This window comes from Pseudomonas sp. BF-B-26, from assembly GCF_019956495.1.
In the GTDB taxonomy this organism is placed as follows: Bacteria; Pseudomonadota; Gammaproteobacteria; order Pseudomonadales; family Pseudomonadaceae; genus Aquipseudomonas.
On record NZ_JAHBDP010000068.1, the window covers coordinates 53,788 to 69,752 of the forward strand.

13 protein-coding genes are annotated in these 15,965 nt (G+C 61.3%); 4 read left to right on the plus strand and 9 right to left on the minus strand.

What is annotated here, in order from left to right:
* Nucleotides 1-137 precede the first annotated feature (137 nt).
* Nucleotides 138-2,267: a mechanosensitive ion channel family protein gene (locus KGB03_RS12365; RefSeq protein ID WP_223527185.1), complete on the plus strand. Its 2,130-nt coding sequence runs from the start codon at nucleotides 138-140 to the stop codon at nucleotides 2,265-2,267.
* Between the two features lie 134 nt (nucleotides 2,268-2,401).
* Here KGB03_RS12365 and KGB03_RS12370 read toward each other — a convergent pair whose 3' ends face one another.
* Entirely contained in the window at nucleotides 2,402-6,718 is a 4,317-nt protein-coding gene (locus KGB03_RS12370; RefSeq protein ID WP_223527186.1) for a DNA glycosylase AlkZ-like family protein, read from the minus strand.
* 328 nt (nucleotides 6,719-7,046) lie between these two features.
* On the opposite strand from KGB03_RS12370, the gene KGB03_RS12375 reads away from it, so the two are divergent.
* Both KGB03_RS12375 and KGB03_RS12380 read left to right on the plus strand, forming a co-directional pair.
* Complete coding sequence (locus tag KGB03_RS12375; protein WP_046047341.1) at nucleotides 7,047-7,931, plus strand: sugar nucleotide-binding protein; 885 nt, start codon at nucleotides 7,047-7,049, stop codon at nucleotides 7,929-7,931.
* On the plus strand, nucleotides 7,924-8,853 hold the full coding sequence (locus KGB03_RS12380; RefSeq protein WP_223527187.1) for an NAD-dependent epimerase/dehydratase family protein: 930 nt from the start codon (nucleotides 7,924-7,926) through the stop codon (nucleotides 8,851-8,853). The genes KGB03_RS12375 and KGB03_RS12380 overlap by 8 nt, the downstream gene beginning before the upstream one ends.
* A 157-nt stretch (nucleotides 8,854-9,010) precedes the next feature.
* On the opposite strand, the gene KGB03_RS12385 is transcribed toward KGB03_RS12380, so the two are convergent.
* The 5 genes from KGB03_RS12385 to KGB03_RS12405 all read right to left on the minus strand — a co-directional run bounded on the left by KGB03_RS12385 (nucleotide 9,011) and on the right by KGB03_RS12405 (nucleotide 13,231).
* Complete coding sequence (locus tag KGB03_RS12385) at nucleotides 9,011-9,709, minus strand: OmpW/AlkL family protein (RefSeq protein ID WP_218537593.1); 699 nt, start codon at nucleotides 9,707-9,709, stop codon at nucleotides 9,011-9,013.
* 233 nt (nucleotides 9,710-9,942) lie between these two features.
* Entirely contained in the window at nucleotides 9,943-10,461 is a 519-nt protein-coding gene (locus KGB03_RS12390; protein ID WP_111451212.1) for a DUF3299 domain-containing protein, read from the minus strand.
* An 11-nt stretch (nucleotides 10,462-10,472) separates the two neighbouring features.
* Nucleotides 10,473-11,738, minus strand: coding sequence for an ABC transporter permease (locus KGB03_RS12395; RefSeq protein ID WP_024164579.1), 1,266 nt, complete (start codon nucleotides 11,736-11,738; stop codon nucleotides 10,473-10,475).
* 1 nt (nucleotide 11,739) lies between these two features.
* Complete coding sequence (locus KGB03_RS12400; protein WP_134103435.1) at nucleotides 11,740-12,450, minus strand: ABC transporter ATP-binding protein; 711 nt, start codon at nucleotides 12,448-12,450, stop codon at nucleotides 11,740-11,742.
* Between the two features lie 214 nt (nucleotides 12,451-12,664).
* Complete coding sequence (locus KGB03_RS12405; protein WP_223527188.1) at nucleotides 12,665-13,231, minus strand: DUF2796 domain-containing protein; 567 nt, start codon at nucleotides 13,229-13,231, stop codon at nucleotides 12,665-12,667.
* A gap of 135 nt (nucleotides 13,232-13,366) precedes the next feature.
* Between KGB03_RS12405 and KGB03_RS12410 the strand changes: the two genes are divergently transcribed.
* On the plus strand, nucleotides 13,367-13,714 hold the full coding sequence (locus KGB03_RS12410; RefSeq protein WP_223527189.1) for a hypothetical protein: 348 nt from the start codon (nucleotides 13,367-13,369) through the stop codon (nucleotides 13,712-13,714).
* On the opposite strand, the gene trxA is transcribed toward KGB03_RS12410, so the two are convergent.
* The 3 genes from trxA to KGB03_RS12425 all read right to left on the minus strand — a co-directional run bounded on the left by trxA (nucleotide 13,711) and on the right by KGB03_RS12425 (nucleotide 15,875).
* On the minus strand, nucleotides 13,711-14,583 hold the full coding sequence (gene trxA, locus KGB03_RS12415) for a thioredoxin (protein ID WP_223527190.1): 873 nt from the start codon (nucleotides 14,581-14,583) through the stop codon (nucleotides 13,711-13,713). The two genes, KGB03_RS12410 and trxA, sit on opposite strands and share 4 nt — an antisense overlap.
* Nucleotides 14,584-14,757: 174 nt before the next feature.
* Nucleotides 14,758-15,414, minus strand: a complete 657-nt coding sequence (locus KGB03_RS12420; protein WP_192410786.1) for a class I SAM-dependent methyltransferase — start codon at nucleotides 15,412-15,414, stop codon at nucleotides 14,758-14,760.
* Nucleotides 15,411-15,875, minus strand: coding sequence for a hypothetical protein (locus KGB03_RS12425; protein WP_111451242.1), 465 nt, complete (start codon nucleotides 15,873-15,875; stop codon nucleotides 15,411-15,413). The genes KGB03_RS12420 and KGB03_RS12425 overlap by 4 nt, the downstream gene beginning before the upstream one ends.
* Nucleotides 15,876-15,965 lie beyond the last annotated feature (90 nt).

Here is a 15,965-nt window from a genome sequence, read left to right on the forward strand (position 1 = left end):
GCCTGCTTCGCAGTCGAACGGGGGCAAGCCCCCTCGCCACAGGGAGTCGCATTGGTGGGCTATCTCACCGCCAAAACCGAACTTGCCTACACTTTCCCGATCAGTTCCTTACAGACCCTTTTGCAGGAGCGCCGCGTTTGTTCAAGCTCAAGACCGCGATACTACTGGGGGCATTGTTGATTCTGGGCAGCAACGAGCTGGAGGCTGCCGCACTGCCGGGTGTGCCGGCGGCGGCCACGGCCACGACACCACTGGCCCACCCCGAACCGCTGGTACAGGGTGGTTTGCTGGGTGCCATCAGTTCGAGCATTGATCAAGTCCAGGGAAAACTCGATCTCAACGAGGACCTGCTGGACGCCTGGCGTCTGCGGGCAGACCGGGCAGCGGTTGAGGTGGATCAACTGGTCAATCATCCATCGTCCCGTTCAAGTTGGAGCGTGGCGGGGGATTTCCTGCTGTTGTCCGGTGTGTGGATTGGCGTTTTCGCGCTGCTCTGGTTGCTTGGCGGGCTGCTCGCCAAACGTCTGTGCCAGAACCGCCTGCTGCTCACTCGCGAGCGCGGTCAGGCATTACTGGGTTATGTGTTGCCCTACACGGTTCCGGCGCTGATCAGCCTGCCGCTGACGCTGTATGTCAGCCACTTTCTGCAAGTGTCCGCCGGCCGGGCGCTGGCATTGTGTTTCGCCTATGCCACCAGCAGCGGCATTTTCGCCGCGTCGTTGCTGTTGTCGCTGGTGGTGCTGTTCAACGCCGGCCACAAGCGCCGGGCGGTGCAGATTATTCGTCGGTACAGCCCACGCCCGCTGTTTTTGATGGGCTTTCTCGTGGCGCTGAGCGACGGCTTGACCAGCCCGCAGATCGCCCGCCTGATCGGCGGCAATCTCACCAGCAGCGTCGCCGTGTTCACCGGGGTGGCGGCTTCGGTCACCTTTGGCATTTTGGTGATCAAGATGCGCCGTCCGGTCGCCCATCTGATCAGCATTTTGCCGTTGGCCCAGCGCCTCAGCCAGCCGGCCTTGCGTGAAATGCTGCGGATCTTTTCCGGGCTCTGGTACTGGCCGATTCTGTTGATGGTGCTGGTGTCGGTGATCAACCTGATCGGCATTGGCGATGACAACCAGAAAGTCCTGCGCTGTGCGCTGTTTACCACGGTGTTGCTGATTGCGACGGTGTTCCTCAGTACGTCGCTTCATCACCTGTTCAAGTCGCGCAGTGAGTTGGCCGTGCGCCGCAGCAGTGCCTACAAAGAACGCTTTATCAGCCTTTCGCACGCGTTGCTGCGCATCGCCCTGGCGGTTGTGTTCATCGATGTCCTTGGGCGCATCTGGGGGGTGTCGCTGTTTGAATTTGCGGTGAGCAATGCGGTCGGCCGGGCGATCAGTGATTCCCTGAGCCGAATCGGTTTGATTTTCCTGGTGACCTGGATGGTCTGGGTGGTGTTGGACACGGCGATTCAGGAAGCCCTGAAACCCCCTGTCAGCAAACGCTCGGCGCGCCAGCCCAGCACCCGGGTCAAAACCATCCTGCCGCTGCTGCGCAACGCGATCAAAATCGTCCTGGTGGTGATCTGCGCCATCACCACCATGGCTAATCTGGGGATCAACGTTGCACCCTTTCTGGCCGGTGCCGGAGTCGTGGGGCTGGCGATCGGTTTCGGTTCCCAGCAGCTGGTGCAAGATGTGATCACCGGATTATTCATCATCATCGAAGACACGTTGTCGATTGGCGATTGGGTGGTGCTCGACTCTGGCCACGCCGGCACCGTCGAAGGCCTGACGATCCGCACCTTGCGCCTGCGCGATGGCAAGGGGTTTGTGCACTCGGTGCCGTTCGGTCAGATCAAGGCCGTAACCAATCAATCGCGGCAATTCGCCTATGCGTTTTTCTCGGTGCAATTCACTTATGACACCGATGTCGACAAGGCTATCGAGTTGATCCGCGAGGCCGGGGATTCCATCCGCGACGATGCGTTCCTCAAGTACAACCTGCAAGGGTCGTTGGATGTGTTTGGTGTCGACAAGATGGACCTTAACGGCGTGGTGCTGACGGCTCAGTTCCGCACGGTGTCGGGCGGGCAGTACGCGGTGAGTCGCGCGTTCAATCAGCGTTTGAAAAAGCTTGTGGATAACAGTCCGTGGGTGCATTTCGCGCAGACTTATCCACAGCAGGTCTTGATGCCCAGGCAGGCTGTTGAGCCGCTGCAAAGCGATGGGCTTGCATCGGAGCATTCATCGGTGTTCCTGTCGGATCAGCCGAGAACCCAATGATTTGAGTGAGCTTACTGGCCCCTTCGCGAGCAAGCCCGCTCCCACAGGGGATCTGTGTCTGAGCAAGGTTTTGTGGCCGACACAGATCCCCTGTGGGAGCGGGCTTGCTCGCGAAGGGGCCGGACCAGACAGCATCAATGCTGGATCAGTTTGATACGGACCTCAGTACTGTCTTGCTGATCCAGCTCCAGCCAGAAAATCTGCTTACCGGCAATCTCGGCAGCGGCGGGCAATCCATCTCGATACACCAATCGATTACTCGCCAATGCCGGTACTTTTGCACCCGGTAAAAGCGTCCCGGCGAGGTTCAGCGGATCAACTCCGCACACGGCAATCAAACTCCCGTCATGCGGCCGTCGCCGCACCTCGCGCAGCAAGGGTATGGCCTCGGGCAACGCAAACTGCTCACCGGCCAAGCCACTGACAAACCGTCCGCCGCGGATCTCGCCCCGAGCTTCCAGCCGATGGAACGTGCGCAGCAATTCCCGCCAGCTCGGCAACCAATCCGCTTCACGTTCCAGCAAGCGCCAGAACACCACGCCGTAGCGTCGGAGCAAGGTCATGGCGATGTGTTCAAGGGTGTCGGTCGGCGTCGGTGCCGGACGTTTGTTATCCACAACCGGAGCTTGCGCGCCGCGTCGCAGCAAGGCCCAGCGCCCGGCATCGTCCATCCCGCCGACGAACGCTCCGCGCCCGCGTCGGCTGCTGCGATTCTGGCGTTTGCTGGCCGGCGTAATCAGTGCTCGCAGACCGGCGAAGCTGTCGGCATTCACCAACCCGGCGCCGACCAATTCCTGCAAGGCGATTTCCAGTTCCGAGCGCAGCAGATGAGCCTCGTGAGTCAGCTCATCGAAGAACAGCGCACCGTGTTCGCTGAGTGCTTCATAAACTTTTTGCGTCTTGGGTGACAGTTCGCTGACCGGCGTCTGCTCGGTCAATCCGCTCCACAATCCGACCTGACTGCGCGGCAGCAGCAGAATCGGTGTGCTGCGCAGCGCCGTGCTGGCGCTTTTGTTGCGTGCGGTCAGCCGCGTCCACACCAGTTTGCCGCTGCGACACAGGTCATCCAGCCAACTCGCTGAATAGTCTTTTATTCGCGCCGGCAAAATATCGCTGTCCCAGGCTGAAGCGGCGGCGGGGTAGCCTTCGAACTGACCGACTATCGCGGGCAATACTGCGTTGCCCTGACCCTGAGTTGCAGCGGACAGATGCTGCCAGTCGAACAGGAAACGCATGAAATCCTGCAACGCCACGGGCTCGATTTCCCGCCGCAGACGCTTGACGGTGTAGCGGTGAATCCGCGCCAGCAGGTGGCGCTCGCACCATTCTTCCTCCGCCGTGCCGGGCGTGAATTGACCGCGCAACACATAGCCTTCGCGTTCCAGTTGCGCCAACGCCTGGGTGACTTGAGTTGCCGGTAAACCGAGCGGTTCGGCAATCGCTTTCAGCGGCAACGGACCGAACGCGCTGAGTCGCGCACGGATCACTTCCAGCACCGCTTCGTCCGCCGTCCAGACTTCATCGAACCCGGGCAACGCCTGCAACGGTGGCTGCAAAATCGCGTGTGGATACATCGCGTTCAGGCACGTCAGCCGCTCCAGTGCCAACCACAGCACTTGCCCGGTATTGACTTGCAAGCGGCTGGCGCGACCGCTGTCGGCCAGGGCGTTCAGCCATTCGAGCCAGTCTGGATTAGCCTGGGCCTCGGCGGCGTTGATGCACGCGAGGCTCATCAACGCCTCATGCATTTCATCGACGCCAGTGGGCGTTGGCCAGGCTTCCTCGCGCACGGCTTGAATCGCGTCCGCATCCAGCGCACCGAGGTCGTCGGTGGACTGTGGATCGCTCCAGCGGCGGTTGAGCACTGCTTGAGTGCGACGCTCTTCCAGCGGCGCATCGTCGAGAAAGGTGTAGGGCCGGGCGCTGAGAATTTCCGCTGCCAGTGGCGAGGGCGCCGGCAGGTCGCGGCTGATCAGGCGGATGTCACCGCGCTCCATGCGCCGCAACAACGCCAGCCAGCCTTCGCTGTCCATGGCCTCGTGCAGGCAGTCGTCTAGGGTTTGTTCCACCAGTGGATGGTCGGGAATTTCCCGTTCGCCGGCGAGGTTTTCCACGCAGGCAATCTGGTCGGGAAACACGCTGGCGATCAGGTCTTCGCTTTTCATCCGCTGGATCTGCGGCGGGACTTTGCGCCCGCCACTGTAGCGTGGCAGCGCCAGCGCGACCCCGGCATTCCAACGCCAGCGCACACCGAACAGCGGGGCCTCGATCACGGCTTGGATCAGGGTGTGCTCGGCGCTGTTGCTATGCAGATAGCGCCAGACATCGTCGAGTTCAAAACTGTGGCTGGTGGACAGCGACAGCACGATGGCGTCTTCGCTGGCGGCGGCCTGCAATTCGAAGTTGAAGGCGCGGCAAAAACGCTTGCGCAAGGCCAGGCCCCAGGCGCGGTTGATGCGGCTGCCGAACGGCGTGTGAATGATCAATTGCGTGCCGCCGGACTCGTCGAAAAACCGCTCCATCAGCAACGTGTCTTGTGACGGCAGGGCGCCCAATGTCAGGCGCGCACGGGCCAGGTAATCGACCAATTGTTCGGCACTGGCCAGGTTCAGACCGAGGGTGTCGGTCAGCCAGTCGGTCGCGGGCTGCAAGTGACCGGGTGTGGCGCCGAGCAGCGCATCGAGTTGCGCTTGCAGGCGGGCCACGGCGAACGACAGTTCTGCGCTGCGCCCTGGCGCTTCGCCGAGCCAGAATGGAATGGTCGGCGGTTGGCCTTGAGCGTCTTCGACCCGGACCTTGCCAGTTTCTACACGCAGGATTCGGTAGGAAGTGTTGCCCAATTGGAAGATATCCCCGGCGATACTTTCCACCGCAAAGTCTTCGTTGACGCTGCCAATGTTCAACCCTTGGGGTTCGAGTAAAACGCTGTAATCGGCGTTGTCCGGGATCGTCCCGCCGCTGGTCACGGCCGTCAGCTTGGCGCCCCGGCGACCGCGCAGGGTCCGGGTTACAGCGTCGCGATGCAGGTAAGCGCTGCGGATGCCCAGGCGACCGTTATAGCCTTCGGCGAGCATCTGCAGCAGCGCTTGATAATGTTTTTCGTCGAGCTCGCGGTAGGGCGAGGCGTTGCGAAACATCTCCAGCAGCGCTTGTTCCTGCCATTCCTGGCAACTGACCTCGGCGATGATTTGTTGCGCGAGTACATCCAGTGGCGCCTTGGGGATCAGCAAGGTGTCGAGTTCGCCGCGCCGCACGCAGTCGAGCAGGGCGGCGCACTCGATCAGGTCGTCGCGGGTGGTGGCGAACAAACGGCCCTTGGGCGTGCCGCCGACCTGGTGCCCGGAGCGGCCGACCCGTTGCAGAAACCCGGCAATCGAACGCGGCGAAGCAATCTGGCAGACCAGGTCGACATCGCCGATGTCGATCCCCAATTCCAGGGACGCCGTGGCAATCAGCACTTGCAGCTCGCCGCGCTTGAGGCGCTGTTCGGCGTCGAGACGAAACTCCTTGGCCAGACTGCCGTGGTGGGCGGCCACCGCGTCCTTGCCGAGGCGTTCGCTCAAGTGACGGCTCAGGCGTTCGGCGAGGCGTCGGGTGTTGACGAAAATCAGCGTGGTGCGGTGTTCGCGGGCGAGGGCGGCGAGGCGGTCGTAGACCAGTTCCCAGATGTCATTGGCCATCACCGCCGACAACGGCACGGGCGGCACCTCGATGTCCAGATCCCGCGGGCGGGCGTGGCCGATGTCGATGATTTCGCACTCACGATCACGGCCAACCAGAAATTGCGAGACGGCTTCAATGGGTTTTTGCGTGGCAGACAGGCCGATCCGCATCAGCGGTTGCGCGCACAACGCTTGCAGCCGCTCGAGGCTCAGGGCCAGGTGGCTGCCGCGCTTGCTGGCGGCGATCGCGTGGATTTCGTCGACGATCACCGTGCGCGTGGTGCTGAGCATTTGTCGACCGGAGTCGGAGCCGAGCAATACGTAAAGGGATTCCGGGGTGGTCACCAGGATGTGCGGCGCGGTCTTGCGCATCGCCGAGCGGTCTTTTTGCGGTGTATCGCCAGTGCGCACGGCAGTGTTGATCTGCAATTGCGGCAGGCCCATCTCGCGTAACTGCTCGGTGATGCCGGCCAGCGGGTTTTGCAGGTTGATCTGAATGTCGTTGGACAAGGCCTTTAGCGGTGAAACGTAGACCACCAGGGTTTCATCCGGCAATCCGCCTTCAGTTTCCAGGCCGCGGTGGACCAGATCGTCGATGACCGCGAGGAACGCGGTGAGGGTCTTGCCGGAGCCCGTGGGTGCGGCGACCAGGGTCGAACGGTGCTGGCGGATCAACGGCCACGCCCGGGCCTGGGCGGCGGTGACCGTCGGGAAAGTGCTGCTGAACCAGGCGCTGACGGCGGGGTGGAAGCCTGCCAGGGCGCTGTCCGTCGGGATTGGCAGATTCATGGAGCAATTTATGCGGGCGGGGGGCTGAAGATGCAAGTACCGCTCAAGCCCTCTGGTGGACCTTAAGGCCCCTTCGCGAGCAAGCCCGCTCCCACATTTGAACGGTATCGGTCACAAATTATGGGTACACAGGAGATCCAAATGTGGGAGCGGGCTTGCTCGCGAAAGGGCCTGAACAGGCGGCGCATATCTCAGGGATCTACACTTTACGGATGACGGTTGCGCACTAAACCCGCAAAATGCAACGATTCCTGCAACTATCGACGGCATCGCCCGCAAGCGGTGTCGATAAAGCCATTGTTTCAATCAGACTGGGCCTGCTGACTCTATGCGAATGCGCCTTATGTTACTGGGCGGCGGAAATGCCCTTGGGCAGGCGCTGATTCGCCTCGGTGCGGAGGAAGATATCGGCTTCCTCGCCCCCCGCCCACCGCAAGACGGCTGGGACGCCGCGAGCCTGACGCAACTGCTCGACGACACCCGTCCAGACGCGTTGATCAACCTCGCCTATTACTTCGACTGGTTTCAGGCGGAGACGGTCAGCGAACAGCGTCTGGCCGGGCAGGAACGGGCGATCGAGCGTCTGGCCGAACTGTGCCAGCATCACAACATCGTGCTGCTGCAACCGTCGAGCTATCGGGTGTTCGATGGTTCCCGGGCGACGGCCTACAGCGAAAAAGACGAGCCGGTACCCTTGGGCCTGCGCGGTCAGGCCTTGTGGCGGATCGAACAAAGCGTTCGCGCCACCTGCCCGCAACACGTGTTGCTGCGATTCGGCTGGTTGCTGGATGACAGCCCCGACGGCACCCTCGGGCGTTTCCTCGGTCGCGCCGAACTACCGGAAGAATTGCTGATGGCCGATGACCGCCGGGGCAATCCGACGCCGGTGGATGACGCCGCCCGAGTGATCATCTCGGTCCTCAAGCAACTCGATTGCTCGGCGCCGCTGTGGGGCACCTATCATTACGCCGGGCATGAGGCGACCACGCCGCTGGCGCTTGGGCAGGCGATCCTCACCGAAGCACGCGCCCTGCATCCGCTGGCCATCGAAGCGCCGACCGCCCAGGCTCACGCCGCCCGGCCCGACGCCGCCGAAGAACCGCAACACGCGGTGCTGGCCTGCAAGAAAATTCTGCACACTTTCGGGATCAAGCCCCGCGCCTGGCGTGCGGCACTCCCGGGCTTACTGGATAGGTTTTATCGCCATGGCTGACGGCCCTGTTTTAATCACCGGCGGCGCCGGTTTCATCGGCTCGCACCTCACCGATGCGTTACTCGCCAAGGGCCATTCGGTGCGCATCCTCGATGACCTCTCCACAGGCAAACGCAGCAACTTGCCACTGGACAATCCCGACGTCGAACTGATCGTGGGGGATGTCGCCGATGCCGCGCTGGTCGCGCGGGCGATGGTCGGTTGCAGCGCGGTGGCGCACCTTGCTGCCGTGGCGTCGGTGCAGGCGTCGGTGGATGACCCGGTGAAGACTCACCAGAGCAATTTCATTGGTTCGCTGAATGTCTGCGAAGCCATGCGCCAGACCGGCGTCAAGCGGGTGCTGTATGCGTCCAGTGCAGCGGTCTACGGCAACAATGGCGAAGGCGAGTCGATCGACGAAGACACGCCCAAGGCACCGTTGACGCCCTACGCGTCGGACAAGTTGGCGAGCGAGCATTACTTCGATTTTTACCGTCGCCAGCATGGTCTGGAACCGGTGATTTTCCGCTTCTTCAACATCTTCGGCCCGCGCCAGGATCCGTCCTCGCCGTACTCCGGGGTGATCAGCATTTTCAGCGAACGTGCACAGAAGGGCCTGCCGATCACTGTGTTCGGTGACGGTGAGCAGACTCGCGATTTCGTCTACGTCGAAGACCTGGTCGACTTGCTGGTGCAAGCCATCGAGAAGCCGCAGGTCGAAGTCGGTGCGGTCAATGTCGGCTGGAACCAGGCCACGACCCTCAAGCAAATGCTTGAAGCCCTTGAAGCGGTGGTCGGTCCATTGCCGCCGGTGAGCTATGGCCCGGCGCGCTCCGGTGACATCCGCCACTCGCGAGCGAACAATCAGCGTTTGCTGGAGCGCTTTACCTGCCCGGAACAGACACCGATGCGTGTCGGCCTGGCGCGGTTGCTGGGACGCTGAGGTTGATAGATCGCTCCCACGCTCTGCGTGGGAATGCCTCAATGGACACTCTGCGTCCGCTTCGGCATGGGACGCGGAGCGTCCCGGGCTGCATTCCCACGCAGAGCGTGGGAACGATCAAGGCGCCTTTCGAGGCGCCTTTTTTTGTGTGGCGGGTTTAGAACTTGTAACCCAGGCCAACCATGTAGATGAACGGGTCTACGTCCACATCGACCTTGGCGCGAGTGCCTTGTGCCACTGCGTTGTTTTCTACGGTCGCGGTGGTGTCGATGTCGATGTAGCGCACCTGGGCGTTGATCATGATGGTGTCGGTCAGCATGTAGTCGGCGCCGACCTGGAACGCCATGCCCCAAGAGTTATCCGCCTTGAAATTGCTGAAGCCGTTGGCGCTGGCTTCGCTGCCAACGTGTTCGTCGTAGATCCAGGTGTAGTTGATACCGGCACCGACATACGGCTGGAACGCCGACTTCGAGTCCAGTGGGTAGTACACAACGCTCAGCGTCGGTGGCAGGTGTTTCAGCGAACCGAGTTTGCCGTTGGCTGCGCCCAGGGCGGTGCCTTTGAGCTTCACGTCATGCTCGAACGGCGAGGCCGCCAGCAGCTCGATCCCCCAGTGGCTGTCGAGCATGTAAGCGAAGTTCAGACCCAGCTGCGTGTCGCTGCTCATGGTGGCCTTGCCACCCAGGTTCGTACCGGCCAGCGGACCTTGATCAACCTTGACGCTGGAGCTGTCGGCTGTCGGGTTGACGGTGATTGCACCGGCACGAACGATGATATCGCCGGCTTCGTGGGCGTAGGCTAACGGTGCTGCGAGCGCGAGGGCAAACAGCGAAGCGCTGAGCAAAGACTTGTGCATGGAGGGCTCCAAAGGACGTTAAAAATGTTTGATGTCCAATGGTACGGAGGCGTCTGATACGGTCTTTTGACTCAGCTCAATGAAACAGTGATGGCTCATTTTTTGTGGTGCGGCTGATTGCCTCTTCGCGAGCAAGCCCGCTCCCACAGGGGATTTGTGCTGATGCACAGATCAAATGTGGGAGTGGGCTTGCTCGCGAAGGCTATCTATCAAACACTCCATAACTACCGGTTTCACTCCGGCAGCTCATACACATAAATCTTGTCCGCCTGCATCTGATACCCGGCATCCGCCAATTCGCTAGTGGATGCTTTCACCTCCAACGCACCCTCAATCCAGTACGGCTGATACAGCTCATCCAGCTTCACGCCGACTTCGCTTTTGACATGCACGATCTGATTCGAAGGCGGTGGCGGCACGTGGATGCAGGCGCCGAAATAAGGCACCAGCAGAAACTCGGTAGTGCGACCTTCTTCACTCACTTCCAGCGGCACGATGTAGCCCGGCAGCCGAATGTTCTGACCGTCGAGACTTTTCACCACGGGTGCATTGGGCATGTCTTGCTTGGCTGCGGGTGCCGACTCGGCGGCCAACGCGTTGCCCATTTGCGACAGGTCGTGCAGCGGCGTCATGTTCGGCACTTCCGGCGCGGCGTCCGGCGGGATCATTTCCGACCAGGTCAGGTCTTTCGGCTCGGCCGCCCACAGGGGCAAGGCGACCAGCATCAACAGCGCAAGCACAACGCGGGGCATGTTCAACGTCCTCATAAACGGATCGACAGGCCATCGGCCAGGGATTGGCGATACGCACGCCAGGCCGGCACGCTGCCCATCAGCAACGCGGCGATCAGGATGCCACCGAGCAGCGTCCATTCATATTCGCTCGGCCAGGCCAGCGGCAGGTACAAGCCGTAATTGGCTTGCACATAACCTTGGGCCAAGGCGATGCCCACATACAACAGCGCCACACCGGCAATCACGCCCGACAGCGCCAAGGCAAACGCTTCCAGCACCAGCAACGTCGCAATGTGCCACGGTCGAGCGCCCACCGAACGCAGAATCGCCATTTCCCGACGTCGTTCGTTGAGGCTGGTGAGGATCGCCGTGAGCATGCCAATCAGTCCGGTCAGCACCACGAACAGCGACACCACGAACAAGGCTTTTTCCGCCGTGCTCATCAAACTCCACAGTTCTTGCAGCGCCACGCCCGGGAGGATCGCCAGCATCGGTTCACCCCGGAATTCGTTGATCTCACGCTGGAGTGCGAAGGTCGAAATCTTGCTGTTGAGGCCGAGCATGAACGCGGTGATCGCTTGTGGCGTCAGGTCCATGTTGCGCGCCTGATCGGCACTGATCCGACCGTTGCCGCGCGCCGGCACGCCGTTGTGCCAGTCGATGTGAATCGCTTCCATGCCGCCGAGGCTGATGTGCAACGTGCGGTCCACCGGGGTGCCGGTGCGTTTGAGGATACCGACCACGGTGAACGGCTTGTCGTCGTGCTTGACCAGACTGATCACCGCCACACCGTGGGCCAGCACCAGTTTGTCGCCGAGTTTGTAATGCAGCGCATCGGCCACTTCGGCACCGAGTACCACTTCGAACGGATCGGTGGCGAAGGCGCGGCCGTCGGCCAATTCCAGGTGTTGCTGATGACCGTATTGGTAATGCTCGAAATACGCCTCGGTGGTGCCCATCACGCGGTAACCGCGATGGGAGTCGCCGAGGGACATCGGGATTGCCCACTTCACTTTCGGGTTGTTGGCAAAGTGCTCGAAGCTGTCCCAACGGATGTTGTTGGTGGCGTTACCGATGCGGAACACCGAGTACAGCAACAGGTTCACCGAGCCGGAACGGGCGCCGACGATCAGGTCGGTGCCGCTGATGGTGCTGGCGAAACTGGCCTTGGCCTCGGTGCGCACCCGTTCCACCGCCAGCAGCAGGCAGACCGACAGGGCGATGGCGAACGCGGTGAGGATCGCGGTGAAACGGCGGTTAGCCAGGCTGGCCATGGCTAGACGAAACAAATACATCTCAGACCTCGGACGGGGTGGCGGCGCGATTGAGATCGGCCAGCGACAGGTGGCGATCGAACAGCGGTGCCAGGCTTTGGTCATGGCTGACGAACAGCAGGCTTGACCCGGCTTCGCGGCATTCGGCGAACAGCAAGCGAATGAAATTCTCGCGAGCGTCGTAGTCCAGGGCCGAAGTCGGTTCGTCGGCGATCACCAATTCAGGCTGACCGATCAACGCGCGTGCAGCGGCCACCCGTTGCTGCTGGCCGATGGACAGCGAATCGGCGCGACGGCTTAGGATGCTCTCGTCCTTCAGACCCAAGTGGGCGAGGAGGGTGGCCGCCGCCTGATCGACGCTGCCGTGACGCTGGATCGCCCGTTCGGCGCGCAGTTTGGAAAAGTGGCAGGGCAACTCAACGTTCTCGCGCACCGAAAGAAACGGCAGCAAGTTGAACTGCTGGAAGATGTAGCCGGTGTGATTGACCCGGAAGCGGTCACGAGCGCCGGCTGAGAGTTCGCTCAGCTCCTGGCCCAGCAATCGGATGCTGCCGCGATTGGGCTTCTGCACACCGCCGAGCAGCCCGAGCAGGGTGGTCTTGCCGCTGCCGCTGGGGCCTTTGAGGAACAGGGTTTCGCCGGGTTCCAGGCGAAACGCCGGGATATCCAGCAGCGGCGGATGACCGGGCCAACTGAAGCCCAGGTCGGACAGTTCGATGAGTGCTTGGGTCATAGCGCCGATTTCATGGGTTTTGGGGGACTTGTCTCAATATCACATCCAACACCAACCCCTGTGGGAGTGAGCTTTGTGGCGAGGGGATTTAGCGAAACGTCGCACCGCCCCGTTGGGTCGCGAAGCGGCCCTAAAAAATGGGACTGCTGCGCAGTCCAACGGGGATAAATCCCCTCGCCACAAAGCTCGCTCCCACATTGGTTCTACGGTGAATTTAGAATTTCAGGGCGGCAGCCTTGGATGTCACTTCTACGCCTTGCTGGCCGCTCGGGCTGATCAGTTGTACCTGAATCTTCTGGGTCGCCGGGAAGGTGTTGAAGATGTTGCCCAGATCCAGGGTTTTCAGCGCACCCGGTGCCGAGCAGCTGAATTGATAATGAGCGTGGATTTCGCTGTGGTCGTGGTGATGTTCGCCCTTGGCCTCTTCGTCGGCATCTGGCTTGTCGCCGAACAGCGGACTTTCCAGTTCCTGAGTCGCAACCACGCAACCAGCGGCTTTCGGCAGGTTGAACAGCACCAGCGGTTTCTCCAGCTGCGCACGAACCACGGCGACTTTGGCTTTGTCGGCGTCGGTGGTGGCGGCGTGTTCGAAACCCACCAGATTCATCGCCGGGCTTTCCAGTTCCAGCTCCAGGGTCTGACCATCCAGCGCTGCGTTCAGGCGACCGACACCATGTTCGTGGGCGCCAAGGCTGCCGTGTTCATGATCATGTTCTTCGCCAGCGTGGGCGACGGCCAGCGGCAACAGGGCAAACGGCAGAGCGAGAAGCAGACGGCGCATGGCGGGTCTCCGAAAAGTAAAATGAAGAATTTGTTATGTAATCTTATAACGTAAGTGCCGAGAGTTTGACCGCCTGCTTGGCGTTGCACAAGTCCCATGGGAGCATGCAAGCCAGAAATGTGCAGGAGCAGACTTATGTTGCGAATACGCGGAAGCATCGGCGACTGGCCGGTGGATTTGACGCTGGAGATGGATGACAGCGATTGGGCACGGCTCGGTGCGCAGTTGCAGGTGGTGACACCGGAGGCCAATGCGGCGCCGGCAAAACCGGTCAATCAGGATGATGCGCTGTGGCAGATCGCCAAGGATTTGCTGCGCAAGGCCGGGCAATTGAGCGGGCCGGATTTGCTGGATCAGTTGGAAGGTTTGACCGGCAGCGCGGCGTCGGGCAAACGCTTGCTGGTGCGTTTGCGTCATTGCGCTGATGTGAAGGTGACGAGCGGCGGGGATACGCCGCTCTACAGCTGGATCAACGCAGGTTAATAAAGCGCGGCAAACAACTTGCGACGGTACGTGGTCACCAGCGGGTGATCGTTGCCCAGCAGTTCGAACACCTGCAGCAAGGTCTTGTGCGGCAGGCCTTCGCTGTAGCTGCGATTGCGCACGAACAGCTTGAGCAACCCATCCAGCGCCGCGTCGTACTGCTGACGGGCCAGTTGCTGGATCGCCAGCTGATAAACCGCTTCATCGTCCTGCGGATTTTTTGCCAGACGCGCTTTCAGGTCTGCCGCATCCGGCAAATCCTTGGCCTGGCCGAGGAACTGGATCTGCGCCTTGGCGCCGGCCAGCGCGGCCTTGTGTTCATCGGTCTTGACCGCGTCGAGCACGATTTGCGCTTCGCCCAGCTCACCACGTTCGGTGAGGCAGCGAGCGTAGAGAATCAGCGCCTTGGCATTGGTGTTGTCTTCGCCCAACAGCACTTTGAGGATGGCTTCGGCATCGGCAAAGCGGTTGTCATTGAACAGCGCCTGAGCTTGCTCAAACGGATCGGCAGCCGTCGGTGGTGGCATTTGCACGTGAGGTTCGAGCATTGTGCGCACGGCGGATTCCGGCTGTGCACCGGCAAAACCATCCACCGGCTGACCGTCCTTGAACAGCACCACCGTCGGCAGACTGCGAATGCCGAAGCGCGAAACGATGTCCGGCTCGACGTCGCAGTTGACCTTGGCCAGCAGCAACTCGCCCTGATAGCTCTCGGCGATGGTTTGCAGCATCGGCATCAACGCCTTGCACGGCGCACACCATTCGGCCCAGAAGTCCACCAGCACCGGTTTGTGGAAAGAGTTCTCGATCACCGACTGCTCGAAATCGGCAGTCGTGGCGTCGAAGATGTACGGCGTTTCCTGACTCATGGGGGATCTCGTAAAAGCGTGAATGGGGCAACTATACGACTTGGCGGGGGTGGCCGGAAGCCAGAGTGCCGATCGTTCCCACGCTCTGCGTGGGAATGCCTCAATGGACGCTCTGCGTCCGCTTTGGGACGCGGAGCGTCCCGGGCTGCATTCCCACGCGGAGCGTGGGAATGATCAGGCTCGGGTGGCGTGGTAGAGACTCACATGCCGAAACTCTTCGGGCTCGGCCAGATCGGGCAGGGTCATCGCTTCCAGCATCTCGATGCGTTCATACAACGGGTGGCGAAAATCCCTCACGCGCGAATCCGCCACCAGGGCTTGCTGCCCGCGACTGAGGAATTCATCGAGCAACGGCAGATTTGCCCGGTCGTACAGCACATCGGCCACCAGAATCAGATCAAAGCGATCCGCTTCGGTGAAAAAATCTGTCGAGTAATCAAGGTGTACGTCATTGAGTTCGGCATTCGCTCGACACGCGGCAATCGCCAGCGGGTCCAGGTCACAAGCCACCACTTCCAGCGCTCCGGCTTTTACCGCCGCAATCCCCGCCACCCCGGAACCGGCGCCGAAATCCAGCACCCGTTTGCCCTCGACCCAGTGCGGGTTCTGGGCGAGATAACGGGCGACCGCCAGCCCACTGGCCCAGCAAAAACTCCAATAAGGCGGCTCATGGAGAATCCGCCGGGTTTCTTCCGGGCTGAACGCGCGGTCCATGTTGTCGCCGTCGATCAGCCAAAGCTTCAGATCGGTGTCCGGCAATTCACAGGCAACCAGCTGTGCGTCACCGAGCAGTTCACCTAGCGCCTGTTGCAGGTTGAGCGGTGCAATCATGGGGCTTTGACGAATTGCAGCTGACCCAGTACTTGCGTCGTTGGCTGCGTGATGATCTGCGGCGGCAGGTGCAAAATTAGCTGGCCGGACTGGCTGGCGCGGCCGCGCAGTTCAACGCGGGCACCGACCGGAAAGGATTCCGGATTGAATCGCAGATGAAACGGCAGAACCTGATTGGTGCCGATCAGGCTGGAGCTGGCCAACAATTGTTGCGGGCGGCCCTTGTCATCGATCACCAGCAACGCCAGTTCGACTTCGGCGTCGGCCGGCACGCCTTGCAGGGTGCCGCTCAATTCACGCTGATACGCGGGCAATGGGCCGAGGTTGGCCGATTCCCTGGCTTTCTTCTGCGCGGCCTGTGGCGCGGGGCCTGGCGTCGGCGGCTGGGGCTTGGGCGCATCGCTGCTGCAGGCCACCAGCAGGCTGAAAAGACTGAGCAAAACGAGCGGTCTTAGGGACATTTTCGGCTCCAGCAAGGTGAAATCCATGGATCTAGCTCTATAGCCCGTCTGTATACCGCAAACCCTATGGCTTGTCTTGCCACGGGGATG

What these genes read in the sequence shown, in the direction of transcription:
- KGB03_RS12390 (WP_111451212.1), bottom strand. Translation starts at nt 10,461, where the DNA reads ATGCCCCGCGTTGTGCTTGCGCTGTTGATGCTGGTCGCCTTGCCCCTG.
- trxA (WP_223527190.1), bottom strand. Translation starts at nt 14,583, where the DNA reads ATGAGTCAGGAAACGCCGTACATCTTCGACGCCACGACTGCCGATTTC.
- KGB03_RS12410 (WP_223527189.1), top strand. Translation starts at nt 13,367, where the DNA reads ATGTTGCGAATACGCGGAAGCATCGGCGACTGGCCGGTGGATTTGACG.
- KGB03_RS12395 (WP_024164579.1), bottom strand. Translation starts at nt 11,738, where the DNA reads ATGTATTTGTTTCGTCTAGCCATGGCCAGCCTGGCTAACCGCCGTTTC.
- KGB03_RS12400 (WP_134103435.1), bottom strand. Translation starts at nt 12,450, where the DNA reads ATGACCCAAGCACTCATCGAACTGTCCGACCTGGGCTTCAGTTGGCCC.
- KGB03_RS12375 (WP_046047341.1), top strand. Translation starts at nt 7,047, where the DNA reads ATGCGAATGCGCCTTATGTTACTGGGCGGCGGAAATGCCCTTGGGCAG.
- KGB03_RS12370 (WP_223527186.1), bottom strand. Translation starts at nt 6,718, where the DNA reads ATGAATCTGCCAATCCCGACGGACAGCGCCCTGGCAGGCTTCCACCCC.
- KGB03_RS12420 (WP_192410786.1), bottom strand. Translation starts at nt 15,414, where the DNA reads ATGATTGCACCGCTCAACCTGCAACAGGCGCTAGGTGAACTGCTCGGT.
- KGB03_RS12385 (WP_218537593.1), bottom strand. Translation starts at nt 9,709, where the DNA reads ATGCACAAGTCTTTGCTCAGCGCTTCGCTGTTTGCCCTCGCGCTCGCA.
- KGB03_RS12380 (WP_223527187.1), top strand. Translation starts at nt 7,924, where the DNA reads ATGGCTGACGGCCCTGTTTTAATCACCGGCGGCGCCGGTTTCATCGGC.
- KGB03_RS12425 (WP_111451242.1), bottom strand. Translation starts at nt 15,875, where the DNA reads ATGTCCCTAAGACCGCTCGTTTTGCTCAGTCTTTTCAGCCTGCTGGTG.
- KGB03_RS12405 (WP_223527188.1), bottom strand. Translation starts at nt 13,231, where the DNA reads ATGCGCCGTCTGCTTCTCGCTCTGCCGTTTGCCCTGTTGCCGCTGGCC.